Below are 15,189 nucleotides of genomic sequence, written 5' to 3' on the forward strand. Positions count from 1 at the left end.
AACCAGAAGAAATTGAAGTTAAAGAAGAATCAATAGAGGCAGAAGTAAAAGTATCTGAACCAGAAGAAATTGAAGTTAAAGAAGAATCAATAGAGGCAGAAGTGAAATCAATTAAACCAAAAAAAAGAGCAGCTAAAGATGAAATATTAGACGTAGAAGTGAAATCAATTAAACCAAAAAAAAGAGCAGCTAAAGATGAAATATTAGACGTAGAAGTTAATTCTGATAATAAATGAGATTTAAATTAAAGAATACCAAACGGAGTTGAAATCTAAAAGTTAGTTATTAGGAACAAAATATCATTACTTTAATTCAATTTAAAACGTCTTTATTTAATAATCTTGTGAAAGTTATAAAAAATATTTTATGAATCTAATGCTACTTCAATAGCTGCTATCAAGTTTTCGTCAAATGGTTTAACACCTGGTTTAAATCTTGCAATTACTTTACTATCTTTTCCTATTAGAAATTTCTCAAAATTCCATTCAACGTCTCCTTCAGGTTCAACTTTGTTAAGAGTTGTGTAAGGCTCTGTTGTATTACCTTTAGCGTGAACTTTTTCATAAATTTCAAACTTAACTCCATATTTTGTGGAACAAAATTCTTTTATTTCTGAAAGAGAGTCTGGTTCTTGTTTTCCAAAATCATTACATGGAAATGCAAGTATTCTTAGGCCTTTTCTTGAATATAAATCATGTAGCTTTTGAAGATCCTCATACTGAGCAGTATTCCCGCAATAACTAGCTACGTTAACCACTAAAATTACTTCCCCTGAGTATTCACCAAGTTTTATAGATGACCCATCTGCTGAAAGAACGGTAGTATTTTGAACGTCTACTTGCATGTCTTAAAAAAATCACCCCTTGAAGATAACATTGTATAGCATTTTTTGTGTCTAAATTATTCAATCGTTTTTAAGCCATTTCTTTTGTAAATTTTAATTTTTCATTTTTTTAACACTTTATAATTAATAATATTAGTTAATTTAAATTTGGACCCTTTAGACCCACTCACTGAAATTATTTATTCCGGTCAAGGTTTTTCACCTGCAATTGCTTTAGAAAGAATTGTTTGGGCAATGATTGGAGTCTTTTTTTTAGGAGCAATTTCAAGATCAATTACTAATAGTATGCGAAGACAAAATTGGATTGGTGAAAAATCTTTATTCAGTTATTCTAAAGATAAGAAAATTAAAGATGATTCATCTAAGCAACTTTCTGGTGATGATGACTAATTTTTAGAATTATGACAGATTCAATATTTTCTAAAAAAAGAATTTTATTACTAGGTAGTGGCGAGCTTGGAAAAGAATTAGTAATAGAGGCCAAAAGATTAGGATTAGAGGTAATTGCAATTGATAAATATAAGAATGCACCTGCAATGCAAGTCGCAGATTATTCAAAAGTAATTGATATGAGGGATAAAAGTATCTTAAAAGATGTTATTAAAGAATTTAAGCCTGACTATGTTGTGCCAGAAATAGAGGCACTTTCAATTGAAGCATTAAAAGAATTAGAAGATGAAGGTTTCAAGATTGTACCAAATGCAAGGACTGTAGAAATAACAATGAATAGAGACAAAATTAGAAACTTAGCTTCTAAAGACTTAAAAATAAACACTGCAAAGTTTGACTATATTTATGAATTTGATGATCTAGAAAAAAAAGCAGATGAAATTGGTTTTCCACTTTTACTTAAGCCATTAATGAGCTCTTCAGGTAAGGGACAAAGTTTGGTTGAATCAAAAAATGATTTATATAATGCGTGGAAACAGGCAAAATCAAATTCTAGAGGAAATGTTAAAGGTGTAATTATTGAAGAATTTATTAATTTTGATTCAGAGTTTACTCTTCTAAGCGTAAGAAAAAACAGTGGTGAAAATATTTTTTGTTTACCAATTGGACATATTCAATCTGATGGTGACTATCAATGCAGTTGGCAACCTATAGAGATCAATGAGTCTTTAATGATTGAGGCTAAGAGAATCACAACTAAAATATTAAATAACCTAAATGGGGCTGGATTGTACGGGGTAGAGTTTTTTATAAGAGGAGATGAGGTTATATTTTCAGAATTATCTCCAAGACCTCATGACACGGGTATGGTCACATTAGTTAGTCAGAATATAAACGAATTTGAATTACATTTAAGGGCGTTTTTAAATTTACCAATACCTTATATAGATTTAATAGAACCCTCTGCAACCAGAGTTATACTTTCTAACCAAGAATATATGAATCCTATTTATGAGGGTATTAATGAAGCATTAGTAGTTGAAAAGACAAAAGTGCTTATATTTGGCAAGCCAGTCTCCAGAAAAGGTAGAAGAATGGGTGTTGTGCTCTCATCAAATTCTGATATTAATTTGGCTAGAAAAAATGCAGATGAAGCTGCTCGTAAAATAAAAGTCAGTACTAAATAAATATTAAATAAAAATAACGAAAAAAATACTTATTTCCTTTGTTTTTGTTCTCAGTTTCTCTGGGTATTATTTAAATATGTTCTCTCTTTCTCAATGATAGAAAATTATAAAGGTTGGGATATAGCTTTAAATTGGGATAACAAAGACTATCTCGATAAGAATACTTCTAATGGCAATTTTTTTAATCAAAAGGAAAAATGGATTGGTGTTCACTTAAATGGTGAAAAAATCTATGGTTCTTCTCTAAAAGAAATTAGGCATATTATTGATTATCCTAGTTTGCATGCAAAGTAAGTTAAAAGATTTTTTTAATTATCCTGATTATTTTCATTATCTTCAATTAGTTCATTAGCAAGTTTTCTTAAATCTCCCTTAATTGAGACCCATGTAAAAGCGATTATAAAAATTGAAGCAGATATTGCAACAGTGATTTTTTCGATAGGGGACATCCCAAGTGCGATAGCAAACATTTCAAAGCAAATTATAATTTTTCATTATATTGAATTTTTTTAAATAGTCTGAATCAAATTTGTTTTTGCAATGCTATTTAATTATTCAAAATATAATATTTTTAATTTAAATTACTTATTTTATGTTTTGTTACTGATTTCAATTTTATTCAGTAAGATTAGATTATGGAAAAAAAAAATGCCCGCAATGTAAAAATTTAATTTTAAAAACTTCTCCAACTTGTCTATATTGTGGAAGACCTAATAAATTTATAACTAAGGAATACGTCAATAAAAAGTGGAATAAAGATTATAATGAAAAGGCATTGGATCATATCGTTGTTAACAAATATCTTTTATTAATTTTATTATTAATATTTACAATTGTTATTATTATATTTATTTAAATATCATTAATAAATCAATCTATAATTGCATCTAATACTTCTTTTGTATTTGTTGATAGTTTATTTTTTTTAATCTGCTTTATTGTTTCTTTCATATTACTTTTGTAAGGGTCCGAATAATAATTGTATCTACTAAATACTTTCACAAAACGGGAAATTACAATTGGATTTAATTTATCAAAGTCAATAATCTTTTTTGCGATATATTTATAACCAGAACCATCCATTGCATGAAAAGTACTATTTCTTGTTACGAAAGTATTTAATATAGCTCTTAAAGTGTTAGGTGATTTTGAATCAAAAAGCTTATTTTCAAATAATTTTTCAATGCTCCCTGTTTTTTCATCAATTTCTATTGATGCATTAAATGAGAACCAACTATCCAATACGACACTATTATTTTTCCATTTATTGAAAAATATATTTGAAATAATTTCTCTTTCAGGACAATTAATCCTACTGAAAGAATTCAATGCAGCTTTTGCAAGCGTCATCGAATTACTATCGATATAATTAATTATTTTGCTTTTAATTTCCTCATCATTACTGTGTAAGAGTAGTTTCCAAATAGTTTCGATTAGTTTTCTTTCATTTTTACCTTCTGGCCAAACTTTATCTAAATTCTTCTCTATTTCTTGGAGCTTAAAATATAATTCTTTTTTTAATTTGGTACCGAATAAATAATTTAGTTCGTCAATAGTTTTATAAATTTTTAGAGGGTCTATATTTTCCATCTCTGATTCAATTTCAGCAAATGTTGGAATACTTAGTAATTCTGATAAAAGAGATAAATTTATATCTTTATTTTTTATAAATGAAATTAACGTGCTTATTAATTTATTTTCAATTTCATGATCTGGTTTCTTATCTAATCTGCATAAAATGATTTTTTTATAAAATACTTTTACTGTATTAGATAGTATAAAAAAATCTTTTTCATATTTTAAGATTGAAAATTTTTCATCCAAGGAAGTGTCTGATTCCCACTCAACAGGTGCTGAGAATTCGCGAAAATAAGTTACTAAAGGAATTTTGAGTTGAGATTTTACATTCCTAAAAATAAATTCTTGTTTTTTTGTTTTTAAAACAACTGTTTTTTCTATTTTTTTATTTTCACCGCAAAATATAGCTAGATTTATGGGAATTATTAGAGGTAAATCATTATATGGGTTTTTCTTCAATGGATTACTTTGAGAGGCTTGAATTGTAAGTTTTTCGTTTGTTTGATCCCAGATTCTCTTGAATTTAACTTTTGGTGTGCCATTTTGCTTATACCAGATTTTAAATTCTTTAGGATCGATTTCTTTATTATGTTCTAAAATTTTATCGACAAATTGGTCAATTGTTGCAGCCTTTCCATCATATGTTGAGATGTAATTACTAAATCCTTTATAGAAATTTTCATCTTTAACAAGCTTGTTAAGCATTCTAATTATTTCTGATCCTTTTTCGTATATCGTGGTGGTATAGAAATTGTCAATTTCTTTATATTTTTCAGGCATTACAGGATGAGAAGTTGGACCTGAATCCTCTCTAAATTGATTTCTTCTAAGAAATTTTGCATCCTCAAGTCTCTTGATTTCATGATTATGAAGATCTGCAGTAAATTGTTGATCTCTGAATACTGTTAAACCCTCTTTTAAAGATAATTGAAACCAATCCCTACAAGTCACTCTATTACCCGTCCAATTATGGAAGTATTCATGGGCGATCACACCCTCTATTCTTTCTAATTCATCATCAGTGGTTGTTTCAGAATTAGCGAGTATTAGTTTTGAGTTGAAAATATTGAGACTTTTATTTTCCATTGCTCCCATATTAAAGTGCCTGACTGCAACTATATTGAATAATGACAAATCGTATTCAAGGTTATATTTGTCCTCTTCCCATCTCATGGATTTCTGTAAGGAACTTATCGCATGTTGAACAAATTTTTCATCGCCATACTCAACATAAATATTTATTTTTACTTTTTTATTCGATTTTGTTATGAAATTGTCTTTAACACAATTAAGTTTCCCCGCTACCAATGCAAATAGATATGAGGGTTTAGGATATGGGTCTTCCCAAATTATTTCATGTCGATTGTTTGTAAGATTATTCTCTTTTATGACGTTACCATTTGAAAGTAAAACAGGATAATCATTCTTGTCTGCTTCAATTCTCACGGTGTATTTGCTAAGAATATCAGGCCTATCAGAGTGAAAACTTATTCTTCTAAATCCCTCTGCCTCACATTGCGTAGTTATAATTCCATTGCTTTCATACATTCCTAGAAGTGATATATTTTCCTTTGGTTTAATTATTCCTTCTATTTTTAATAAAAAATAATCTTTATTTATATTTTTTATTTCTAAGTTATTTTCTTTCTGTTCGTAGTATTCCTCTTCTAATAGTGAGTCATCTATAAATATTTTTTTTAATAATATGTCCGTACCATCAAGAATCAGTTTTTTGGTATTTTTATTTTTCTTAACCAATTTTAGTTTCGTCGTAACATTAACAGCATTTTTTTTAATTACGAAGTCCAAAAATGTTTCTGGAATTTCATAATCAAATACTTTGTATTCTTCAAGTTTTACATATCGTGAAATGCTCTTTTGGTTTTTTGGGTTGTTCATCTTTACAAAGAAGTTCAGAGGTCAAATAATCTAGAATACTTTTTTTAAAATTATAAGTTAGAACTTTAATCTTCTGATTGACAAAAATGCGTTTTAACTTCTCCAGAAGGAAGTAGTTCGTATAATGAAGGATTATTAACATCAAGCGATCCGTCATTATTAAATTGGTACCTCCAGTCCCATTTTTTATCTGTAAAGGAAATATAATCTTTCCTTAGAGAGTATGGAAGCATAAGCTTTTTTTTATTCCAATTAATATTTATAAATGCGCCTGGCTTTAACTCAGATATCTTTTCTACTAGGGAAAAGTCACCATTAATATTATTTCTCATAACAAGATCAAGCTTTGAATTCTCACATATATAGCTACTATTTAAAGCTAATAAAAGTAATGAAGTAATTAAAAATGAATGAATTTTTTAACTCCTTATTATAAAAAATTTAATTTCAAGCTAAGTGACTTAATTAAGGATCTTTCTAGATCGATTAAATCATAATAGATTGCATACTCTTTAGATCTACAAGATTACAATTTAATTCCTCTTCATAATCCTGAACTGAAATAAAATTATTTAATAAACCTGAATATTTTGCATCTCCCCCTATGGTACTTGAAAGTATATATTTTGGATTGAATTTTTTAATCAATTTTGGGATTACATCAGCACCTTTTACAAAAGGACCTACTAGGGGTAATTCTAAATTTTTTGTAGGAGTAATGACTGCATCAAGACTTTGCTTGTTTAAATTTTCATCAAGGTAACCATGGGGTTCTATATAAAAACCATTATCTTGATCATCTTTAACAATATATCCGTTTTCTATTTGTGGTACTGGAGCCCCAGCAGTAGCCTCAAAATTTAAATTAAAATAATTTGTCTTTTCAGTTGGCTTAAGCACTTTAATTGAACTAAAACCAATTTTTTTTAATGTTTCAACAGCACTTTTAGGGCAAATTATAGGAATATCCTTGCTGAACATTTCTAATGTTGGAACATGACAATGGTCAGGTAATCCTTGGGTTAACAAAATAATATCTATTTTTTTATCTATTGAAATTTCTTCTTCTAGTGATCCTTTAAAAAACCACTCACCTGGAGGAAATATTAAATCTCCTTTGAGCCAAGGATCTATTATTAAATTCGTTTTTTTAAATTTTATTAGCCAACCATTTGAACCAAGGTAGGTCGCTTCAAAAGTCATTATTAATTTATTATTTATTCGACTATAGGGTAATTTTGGCTTTATCGAGAAATTACAAATTTAGATTAGTTTGCTTCATTTAAGATTTGAAATGACTTTCTTTTTAGATTAAATATTAAAACTTGATTATCTTTATAACTAATCTCAAAGTTTTCTTTTTCTAGCATTCGTATTGGTATTAGAGCTAGTCCTCCTGTTCCTGAAAATATGATTGGCATGGTGCTATTTTTAGTCCCATTCATTTTTTGTAAGTCTATAGCTTGAGAAACTATTTTTCTTGCTTTATCAAATCCGTAATCTTCTATTAATTCAGGCCATAAAAAGTTAACTGATTCATATTTCGAAAACTCAATTTGTACTGTTTTCATTAAAAAATAATAGATATATAGTGATTAATTAATTACGATATTTACTTAATTACTATTTTTAAACCTATCCATGACTAGTTGCAACATATCAACTACATCACCATCAGTTAAATTTAAATCCTTCTTTAAATCATTGCAAGTTAAATTCATTTCAAGTGCCGCTTCAGCCATATGATTAACTTTTTGGTTATCACCGCCCAATGAAATAAAGGGATTGAAGTTTTCTATCATTTAATATTTGTTGTTACCACTTAGTTCTAGCTAAGAAATAATTAATTATCATTTATTGATACAGAAGCTTATAAATATGTTATTTAATATTTAGAAAGTTTTTATTTTTAAACCAGGGATATTGATACACCTTTTGATATCAATGCGAATCTTCTGGCTCTGACTAGTAAAGGAAATATCAAATTTGTTCGTTTATTTGATTTAAACACTCTAGTAAGTAACAAAAGTAAACTACTTGAGGGATTATTTATCTGTTTGCAAATAGTATTAATTGCGTCTGCCCCATGAAAGATATTTTCATCTTTCAGGAGAATAGCTCCTTTATCTAGGTCATAACCTTTATCTAGGAGGGATTTAATTAGAGTTAAATTTTTACGACCATCAAGAATTTTAATATTATTTAACTTGCTTTTAATCTCAAGGAGCTCAGCAAAATGATTGCAGAACGGGCATTCTCCATCATAAATAAAGGTATAGTTGGAAGTCATTTGAAAAAAACAGTTTTGATGGTCTTAAAGTGCGTCAACAAAATAGTAACGCATTGATAATAAAACAAATAATAAAAATTTTGTGGATTTTTTATGATGGAATAGTTAAACGGTTCTAATAATTACGAAGAAATGTCTCAATATAGATATATTTTTCATAAAAATCTGTATGCTAACTCGGAGATATTATGTTTTAAAATCATGAATTTATTAGCTTCTTTTGCTTTAGGTGGTTTCAATCCATGGGCAGCAGGCTTTGGAATTGGTTCTTTAGTCCTTTTTGGTCTTGTTGGTCTAGTGGCGGGTCCAAACCTAAAGAATTTTGACCCTGATGCATAAATCACCATATTTAATATAGATTTTAAAAGACTCATTTGAGTCTTTTTTTTTGCGGTTTATTAAATTTATTTTTAGAATCAACCTAATCTATATTCTGCCAAAGAAATGTTGTTAAATCCTTTTTATCCATTTACTTTTTTGAAAATCTCTTCTCTTAAGGCTACTATTGTTTTTTTATCAATTCTTTTAATTAAATCAAATTTACTTAGATTAAAAGGGGGGCTAATAGGAGGTCTTTTTGCATTGATACTCATATCGGGGATTTTTGCCTCTAGTACAATAGCTTTAGGATCTTTAGTTTATGCTTATCGATTAAAGAAGAAATCTAATTCTGATGATAATCAAATGCAGGATTTAGAAACTGTTAACGTCTAAGATCTTTTGTAATGAATTTCACTTGGATAACCTAAAATGGAGTTCCAGGTACAAAATGCAAGACTAAAAATCCAAAACCGGCAGCAAAAACTATTGATACTGCGATGATTAGAAGGCCCGATGCCATACCCCCTTCGTTAAACGCCATTTAGTTAGTTATTTTTAAACTAATAATAGAACATATTTGTTCCCAGGTAATAGTTTAAATTACTTATATATCATCCAAATTTATTATTAATGGTATACAAAAGTAAAAAGATGGAAGTTAATGAGATGATAAAACCAAATATTATTAATGGTTTAGATTTGACGTTTTCTTCTTTGTTAAGCTTATTTTTAGAAGAAGAAAAATTTCTATCTTTTTTTTTATAAATAAGATTGGAAAAAGGTTTAATCACGATAAATTCTAGATTTAAACTAATTACCCTAAAGTTTTGAACAAATCTTTATGGTAATCAACAACATTTTGACAACTTATTACAGGTGTAAATTCCATATGGATGCCAAATTTGGCTCTCCATGGAGCAAAATGCTCGAAAATCTCTTTATCGCTCTCTGCCTTACATAAGCAAACTACTCTACCCTCCCCTGGAGCATGAACTCTAAATAACATCTCAAATTTATCTGTTTTATCTGATTTTGCAATTTCACCGTTTTCCCAAGCTTCTACAAATAATTGATAAGCTTTCACTTGATTCTCAATATCTGGGAATTGGCAGTCAGCAAGAAATAATTGCATTGGAGTATTCTTAAGGTTTAAATCATTATCCCTCAAATACTTATTTATTAATGGGACTGTTTGAATTTGAAGATCAGAAAAAGAATATTTTCCTAAATAAAGTGAGAAGAGAGAGTCTCAAGGAATTTTCCAATATCTTTTTTATATAAACTATCTGTTATTTTCAAAGAGAATAATTCATAATCATTTATATCTTTTTTTTTATCAAAATTAATATTCCCCTTTAATGAAATATTTTTCATGGAAATAGTTGATCACTATTTAAAATTTAAACAAATATACGTAAAGGGCAAATTTCTTTACATTATGTTTTTTATGAAAGAAATTTCTAATGCAATTAGGAAAAAATTTATTTATGAGTTAATTAATTTTTCTAGGATATATAAGAAAAAATTAGTTAAAGAAAAAATTACAGTTAATAGAGATGCAAAAACGGGTAATAAATTGAACCACAATTGCGAAGTTGTCATTTTTGAATCAATAGGCAGAAAATTGGTTCTTTTTTTAATTCTTATTTGTAACCAAAAAATAGATAATGGATAAATAATTCTTGAGAAATTAATTATCAATGAAGGCAAAATACCTTGGTTTGAATAAAGTATAAATCCTGAAAAAAGGTATAACACCCAAATTAGCACCCTTTGAATCAGAACAAATCCCTTGCTTTTGCCAGACATTATTAATTAATTAATTTTTATAATTTTAGTCATTTTATATCTTTCAAAAAAAATGTTATTTATATTAACTTTTTCTTTACGTATAATTTTCCATTCATTTTTAAGAAATAATTCATAACTTATTAAGCTTGCTTCAGTATAAAGAGAGTCTAAACCTTCTTTCTTTGCTTCATCTTCTAATTTATGGAGTAACTTAGAGCCGTAGCCTTTTCTTTGGAATTTACCTTTACAGTAAAATAGCGCAATTCTATCGGAGGGATGTCTTGTGGCAAAAGCAATAGTAATTCCATGTTTACTTATAAGCCATCCTTTTCCTTTAATTATTGACTTATCAAAATTTGGGTTATTCCAAGCTTGGCTTGACCAGGCTCTTTTTTGATCTTGACTATAAATTTTTTCATCTAAAGATTGAATTGAATCAAAATAAACCTTCTTTAATTCCAGTTGATCTTTAATGGTAATTTGTCTTAAATTCATATAAAAATCCATTATTCAATATGCTTAGTAAAAATATAGTCGCAATTGGGGGAGGAGGGTTTGGACGTTCATTAGGCTCTCTTGAAATTGAAAAATATATAGTTTCTTTAAGTAATAAAAATAGACCTAAAATTTGCTTTATTCCAACAGCTTCTGGGGATAGTAGTTTGTACAAACTAAATTTTTATAGAGCGTTTTCTAAACTTGATTGTATAACAAGTCATATTGATTTCTTCTCTAGAACAGAAAACTTAGAAGATAAAGTTTTAACTCAAGACATTATTTATGTTGGCGGAGGAAATACAAAAAGTATGTTAGCTGTTTGGAAAGAATGGAATTTACATAAAATTTTGCGAAATGCTTATGAAAAAGGAATTGTAATGAGTGGTGTAAGTGCCGGTGCTATTTGTTGGTTTGATAAAGGAATAACAGATTCTTATGCTGAAAAATTAGCCATAATTGATTGCTTAGGAATAGTTGAAGGCATTGCCTGCCCGCATTTTGATGAAGAAAAAGAGAGGGAACCTTATGTTAATGATGTTATAAATAGAGAAATTATTAAATCTTGTATCTGTATTGAGGGTAATTGTGCCTTGCATATCAAAAATGATTTTCAATATTCCTCGATAGATTTTGGTAAAGGTAAAAAATGTTTTAGAGTCAATAAAGAAAATAATAATTTAAAGAAAGAAATCCTTTAAAAAGCTTTATTTTAAATATATTTTAGATATCTTCATTTTTTGAGATAGAAGTAAATTCAATACCTTTGTACTTTATAAATGAAGCTGTCCATACTTCTTTAGAAAGATTGCCAAGATATTTTAAGAATTGTTGTGTATCTCCGTCTCTTATCCATTCAGATTTGATAAACGGAAGCTCCTTCTGCATCCTTTTAGGATGCATATGAACTAAAAGTAACCCTTTATCTTCAGAGACCCTTTTCAATGCACCTTCATCACTCCTTTGAAAAACTCTAAGCAGAAGATTTAAAACAACTTCTTCTCCAAGTTGTTTAAAATTTTCTGGATTGTCTAAACTATCTTTAACCTCTTTTCCTCCAAGAGGCATTGCTCTAACCAAGTTTTGCTCTATTAATGCTATTGCAATTAGATAATCTTGACTGGCCATATTCTAAAATAATACTTTTTTGTTATTCTAACCTCTCGAGTTCATGAAAATCCTTCATGGATTAAATATCTTTGATAAGACGAAAGGAAATAATTTATTAATTATTTTCCAATATAATTGGACTATTATTTTTATTTAATTTGTAAAATTAAATATTTTTTTTGTTATGAGGTTTTTTTTATTTTTATTTTTCGGGATTTTTGTAGGTCTTTATTTATCATGGCCAGGTTTAGTAATGCCAGAAAATTGGAAATGTTTTAATCAAATTATTGCAAAATCTGCAGAAGATAAAATTTCTCTAAAAGCTGTATTAGAGATTTCCCCCAGTTATTTTCTAAAGGCTAAAAATAAAAAGTCGACTTCAAAAATAAGAATCGTAGCAGATGCGTGTTTTCGTTAATATGTTTAGTGATTAAATATAACTACTAAATAATGAACGATAATATAAGATTTGAATTATCATTTAAAAATATTTCTCAGTTAGACAATAAACTTAATTTCTGTAAATTAAATAATATAAAAAATATCAATATTCCATGTAAAGGACTCATAAAGAAGGATTTATTTAATTCAACTATTAAATATATATCTAAAGAATATAGAGAATTTAATGTGACTTATCACTATAGTCTTTATCATCAATATTCAAAAAATAAAGAAAAATCGTATCAAGATTTTTTAGATTTTGTTAAAAGTTCTCAGACTAATAAAAATTATGAAATTCTGCTTGTATCCGGATCAATTAAGAAAAAAAATTTTGACTCAGTTGATGTATTAGCTAATTTAAAAAAAGAAAAAAATTTAAAAGTTAAATTAGGCATAGCTTACAATCCATATTTGAAAAAATATTATAATGTTTCTTCAGAAAGAGAAAGGTTCGAAAGAAAAATTTCGACTGGATTAATAAATTCAATTTGGTTTCAATATGGCACAGATATTAAAGTTCTTCAGAGTGAGTTGAATTATCTCAAGAAAATAGCAAAAGATGAAAGATTAAATCTATTTGGAAGTTTATTTATTCCTTCTAAACAATTTATAGCGCGTTTTAAATTTCGTCCTTGGAAAGAGGTATATATATCAGAAAAGTGTTTGTTTGCATTAGATAATTTTTTTGATTTTACAAGTCATTTAGTTAGTTTTTATAAAAATAATAATATTACTCCTATAATTGAATCTGATTTTTCATCATCAGAGAAACTTGATTCTGTTTATAGTTTTTTAGAAAATGAAAGATAATTTATGTCAATATTAAACTTATGAAAAGTGATGTTACTTATGACTTATTAATAATAGGTGGAGGTATATCAGCGAGTGTTTTCGCTTCGAAGTATATGAAAAATAATGTTACAAAAAAAATTGGATTAATTGAAATTGGTCGTGGTCTTGGAGGGAGGTCAAGTACAAGAATAAGCAAAAAATATAAAGGATGGAAACTAAACCATGGTTCTCCTAATTTTAATATATCTAACAGTAAAAATAATCTTCTATTAAAAAGATATATTGATGAATTATTGGAAAATAAGTATATAAAAATTGACGAATCAGAAATATTTTTTCTAAATGAAGATTCTAATTCAGAAATCAAAAAACTATCTGAATTTTCTTGCGGTGTTAATTATCTATCTTTAGATTCCATGGGTGAATTATCGAAAAAGATAATTGAGTCAAATAATTTAAAAGAGAAAATTGATTATTTCTTTGAAACTTCAATAGTTGATATGAAGTTCAATAATAAGGAATGGTTACTAACATCAAACAATGGCGACAAATTTAAGTCTAAATATCTAATTTGTTCCACTAATTTGTTGTTGCATAAGAGGTCTTTACAAATATTAAACGTCAATCAAATTCCATTAAGAAAAGCTATTCCAATTAATAATGATAAAAAAATAGATTTACTATTAAATTGCTTAGAAGAACAAACATTTATTCCCAGGTTAACTTTTTTAATTTATACAAATGAAAATTATAGTTATAAAGATTATTATTCTAAAAAACAAAGGTATTTTTATTTAAAAAATAATTTAGAAAAAAAATATAGATTCGAAAGAATCATTTTTCAGTTGCAAGATAATAATAAATTAGGAATTGTAATACATTCAAAAAACGCAGAGTTGATCAATTCTTATATGAGAGCTAAAGATAAAGAAGTTTTTAAAAAGAAAATAATTATAAATTTCAATAAACTTTTTGAAGAGAATTCGGTAGTTCATAAATTAACTTTTGATGAAAAAATATCTATTATGAAATGGAGAGCTTCACAGCCTTCTGGCCTTGCCGTACCATTATCTTTACAATTTAGTAAAAAATATAGAATTGGATTCTGCGGAGACTGGTTTGAAGGCGATGGATTTGGCAGAATTGAAGGCTCAATTTTAAGTGCTCTAATATTAGAGAAAAAAATTAAAGACTTAATTAAATAATTTTTTCAGAATGTGATCTAGATCGGTGTTTTTTTCAATAATAAATTTATTTGCATTATTTTTTATGCTATTAGGTTTGAATTTTTCATAATAAATGTTCCATGATTTTAAGAAATCATTCTCAGCTTGTTTTTTATCCTTCCCCCTTTCTTTTAAATCTCTTTGAACAACTCTTTTCATGCACTCATTTTTTTTAATTTTTATTTCTAAAAAAATATAATCATTATTATTTAAAGTGTTTGAGAATTCTCTAGCAAATATACCCTCAACAATTAAAAAATTAATATTATTTGTTTCGTTTAAGATATTTTGAATTGTTTTCTTTTCGAAATTATAAGAACGATCACAGATTGAAATCCCATTCTTATAAATAAAATCAAAATCTTTTTTGAATAGTTTGTTATTGAAACTAATACTTCTATCAAAAAAACCTTCTACAAATTTTGGTAGTAATTTACTTATTAACCCTGTCTTATAGTAGTTGTCAGTACTTAACACAATTCCATTTTTATTTTTTTTTATTATTTGATTTGATAAAGTTGTTTTCCCGCTTCCGGAAGGTCCACTTATAAAAATAAGCTTCATTTTGATGATCTGTTCTTTAATAAGATTTTAACTTTACTATTAATAAATACCTTTAAATTTTGAATATACATACTATCTTTTTTTAGCCTTTAAAATAATTTAGAATACCTTGCATTTGATCGTAAGCTTGCATAAATATTAAATGTGTGTCTTTATATAATTGTAAATAAATTATTTCTATTCAATTAGTCATTGTCTTGTTATTTATTCCTCTGGAATTTGATAATATTAAATTGAACAACTAATTTTATTACTTAT

24 protein-coding genes are annotated in these 15,189 nt (G+C 27.2%); 11 read left to right on the plus strand and 13 right to left on the minus strand.

Annotated features, from left to right (window positions below; genetic code table 11):
* The coding region (locus JJ842_00005) for a hypothetical protein (protein MBO6970294.1) at window positions 1-236 on the plus strand (236 nt) is incomplete at its 5' end.
* Between the two features lie 128 nt (window positions 237-364).
* Here the strand turns inward: JJ842_00005 and JJ842_00010 are convergent.
* Complete coding sequence (locus JJ842_00010; protein MBO6970295.1) at window positions 365-844, minus strand: glutathione peroxidase; 480 nt, start codon at window positions 842-844, stop codon at window positions 365-367.
* A gap of 147 nt (window positions 845-991) precedes the next feature.
* On the opposite strand from JJ842_00010, the gene JJ842_00015 reads away from it, so the two are divergent.
* The 3 genes from JJ842_00015 to JJ842_00025 all read left to right on the plus strand — a co-directional run bounded on the left by JJ842_00015 (window position 992) and on the right by JJ842_00025 (window position 2,715).
* Window positions 992-1,234 carry a lectin subunit alpha gene (locus JJ842_00015; GenBank protein MBO6970296.1) on the plus strand — a complete coding sequence of 81 codons (243 nt, stop codon included), beginning with the start codon at window positions 992-994 and terminating at the stop codon, window positions 1,232-1,234.
* A gap of 11 nt (window positions 1,235-1,245) precedes the next feature.
* Window positions 1,246-2,421 (plus strand): formate-dependent phosphoribosylglycinamide formyltransferase, encoded by a 1,176-nt coding sequence (purT, locus tag JJ842_00020; GenBank protein ID MBO6970297.1) that lies wholly within the window; start codon window positions 1,246-1,248, stop codon window positions 2,419-2,421.
* Between the two features lie 93 nt (window positions 2,422-2,514).
* Window positions 2,515-2,715: a hypothetical protein gene (locus JJ842_00025; GenBank protein MBO6970298.1), complete on the plus strand. Its 201-nt coding sequence runs from the start codon at window positions 2,515-2,517 to the stop codon at window positions 2,713-2,715.
* A 14-nt stretch (window positions 2,716-2,729) separates the two neighbouring features.
* On the opposite strand, the gene JJ842_00030 is transcribed toward JJ842_00025, so the two are convergent.
* The 7 genes from JJ842_00030 to JJ842_00060 form a co-directional block, all read right to left on the minus strand.
* Window positions 2,730-2,891: a photosystem II reaction centre N prot gene (locus JJ842_00030; protein MBO6970299.1), complete on the minus strand. Its 162-nt coding sequence runs from the start codon at window positions 2,889-2,891 to the stop codon at window positions 2,730-2,732.
* Window positions 2,892-3,291: 400 nt separating this feature from the next.
* On the minus strand, window positions 3,292-5,898 hold the full coding sequence (gene pepN / locus JJ842_00035; protein MBO6970300.1) for an aminopeptidase N: 2,607 nt from the start codon (window positions 5,896-5,898) through the stop codon (window positions 3,292-3,294).
* A gap of 65 nt (window positions 5,899-5,963) precedes the next feature.
* Window positions 5,964-6,230: a hypothetical protein gene (locus JJ842_00040; GenBank protein MBO6970301.1), complete on the minus strand. Its 267-nt coding sequence runs from the start codon at window positions 6,228-6,230 to the stop codon at window positions 5,964-5,966.
* Window positions 6,231-6,384: 154 nt separating this feature from the next.
* Window positions 6,385-7,101, minus strand: coding sequence for an MBL fold metallo-hydrolase (locus JJ842_00045; GenBank protein ID MBO6970302.1), 717 nt, complete (start codon window positions 7,099-7,101; stop codon window positions 6,385-6,387).
* Window positions 7,102-7,166: 65 nt separating this feature from the next.
* Entirely contained in the window at window positions 7,167-7,469 is a 303-nt protein-coding gene (locus JJ842_00050) for a hypothetical protein (GenBank protein MBO6970303.1), read from the minus strand.
* 45 nt (window positions 7,470-7,514) lie between these two features.
* Window positions 7,515-7,700 (minus strand): hypothetical protein, encoded by a 186-nt coding sequence (locus tag JJ842_00055; GenBank protein ID MBO6970304.1) that lies wholly within the window; start codon window positions 7,698-7,700, stop codon window positions 7,515-7,517.
* Window positions 7,701-7,807: 107 nt separating this feature from the next.
* Window positions 7,808-8,188, minus strand: a complete 381-nt coding sequence (locus JJ842_00060; protein MBO6970305.1) for a DUF393 domain-containing protein — start codon at window positions 8,186-8,188, stop codon at window positions 7,808-7,810.
* 132 nt (window positions 8,189-8,320) lie between these two features.
* On the opposite strand from JJ842_00060, the gene JJ842_00065 reads away from it, so the two are divergent.
* Window positions 8,321-8,527 carry a hypothetical protein gene (locus tag JJ842_00065; GenBank protein MBO6970306.1) on the plus strand — a complete coding sequence of 69 codons (207 nt, stop codon included), beginning with the start codon at window positions 8,321-8,323 and terminating at the stop codon, window positions 8,525-8,527.
* Between the two features lie 105 nt (window positions 8,528-8,632).
* Window positions 8,633-8,902, plus strand: a complete 270-nt coding sequence (locus tag JJ842_00070) for a hypothetical protein (GenBank protein ID MBO6970307.1) — start codon at window positions 8,633-8,635, stop codon at window positions 8,900-8,902.
* 421 nt (window positions 8,903-9,323) lie between these two features.
* Here the strand turns inward: JJ842_00070 and JJ842_00075 are convergent, their stop codons facing one another.
* Both JJ842_00075 and JJ842_00080 read right to left on the minus strand, forming a co-directional pair.
* A complete protein-coding gene (locus tag JJ842_00075) occupies window positions 9,324-9,641 on the minus strand; it encodes a DUF3303 domain-containing protein (GenBank protein MBO6970308.1) in 318 nt (105 codons plus the stop codon).
* Window positions 9,642-9,733: 92 nt separating this feature from the next.
* A complete protein-coding gene (locus JJ842_00080; GenBank protein ID MBO6970309.1) occupies window positions 9,734-9,883 on the minus strand; it encodes a hypothetical protein in 150 nt (49 codons plus the stop codon).
* A gap of 73 nt (window positions 9,884-9,956) precedes the next feature.
* Here JJ842_00080 and JJ842_00085 point away from each other — a divergent pair, with 73 nt between their 5' ends.
* On the plus strand, window positions 9,957-10,184 hold the full coding sequence (locus JJ842_00085) for a hypothetical protein (GenBank protein MBO6970310.1): 228 nt from the start codon (window positions 9,957-9,959) through the stop codon (window positions 10,182-10,184).
* Between the two features lie 140 nt (window positions 10,185-10,324).
* Here the strand turns inward: JJ842_00085 and JJ842_00090 are convergent, their stop codons facing one another.
* Entirely contained in the window at window positions 10,325-10,795 is a 471-nt protein-coding gene (locus tag JJ842_00090; GenBank protein ID MBO6970311.1) for a GNAT family N-acetyltransferase, read from the minus strand.
* Window positions 10,796-10,815: 20 nt separating this feature from the next.
* Between JJ842_00090 and JJ842_00095 the strand changes: the two genes are divergently transcribed.
* Window positions 10,816-11,496, plus strand: a complete 681-nt coding sequence (locus tag JJ842_00095) for a peptidase E (GenBank protein MBO6970312.1) — start codon at window positions 10,816-10,818, stop codon at window positions 11,494-11,496.
* A gap of 22 nt (window positions 11,497-11,518) precedes the next feature.
* On the opposite strand, the gene JJ842_00100 is transcribed toward JJ842_00095, so the two are convergent.
* Entirely contained in the window at window positions 11,519-11,923 is a 405-nt protein-coding gene (locus tag JJ842_00100) for a hypothetical protein (protein ID MBO6970313.1), read from the minus strand.
* A 166-nt stretch (window positions 11,924-12,089) separates the two neighbouring features.
* Here JJ842_00100 and JJ842_00105 point away from each other — a divergent pair, with 166 nt between their 5' ends.
* Genes JJ842_00105 through JJ842_00115 form a run of 3 tightly spaced genes read left to right on the plus strand, consistent with a single transcriptional unit; the run spans window position 12,090 to window position 14,346 of the window.
* Window positions 12,090-12,323: a hypothetical protein gene (locus tag JJ842_00105; protein MBO6970314.1), complete on the plus strand. Its 234-nt coding sequence runs from the start codon at window positions 12,090-12,092 to the stop codon at window positions 12,321-12,323.
* Between the two features lie 32 nt (window positions 12,324-12,355).
* Window positions 12,356-13,159 carry a hypothetical protein gene (locus tag JJ842_00110; protein ID MBO6970315.1) on the plus strand — a complete coding sequence of 268 codons (804 nt, stop codon included), beginning with the start codon at window positions 12,356-12,358 and terminating at the stop codon, window positions 13,157-13,159.
* A gap of 20 nt (window positions 13,160-13,179) precedes the next feature.
* A complete protein-coding gene (locus tag JJ842_00115) occupies window positions 13,180-14,346 on the plus strand; it encodes an NAD(P)-binding protein (GenBank protein ID MBO6970316.1) in 1,167 nt (388 codons plus the stop codon).
* Here the strand turns inward: JJ842_00115 and JJ842_00120 are convergent.
* The gene (locus JJ842_00120; GenBank protein MBO6970317.1) at window positions 14,335-14,931 is read right to left on the minus strand and encodes an AAA family ATPase; all 597 of its coding nucleotides are present in this window, start codon (window positions 14,929-14,931) and stop codon (window positions 14,335-14,337) included. The two genes, JJ842_00115 and JJ842_00120, sit on opposite strands and share 12 nt — an antisense overlap.
* Between the last annotated feature and the right edge of the window lie 258 nt (window positions 14,932-15,189).

Source organism: Prochlorococcus marinus CUG1433, from assembly GCA_017644425.1.
Classification (GTDB): domain Bacteria; phylum Cyanobacteriota; class Cyanobacteriia; order PCC-6307; family Cyanobiaceae; genus Prochlorococcus_A; species Prochlorococcus_A marinus_U.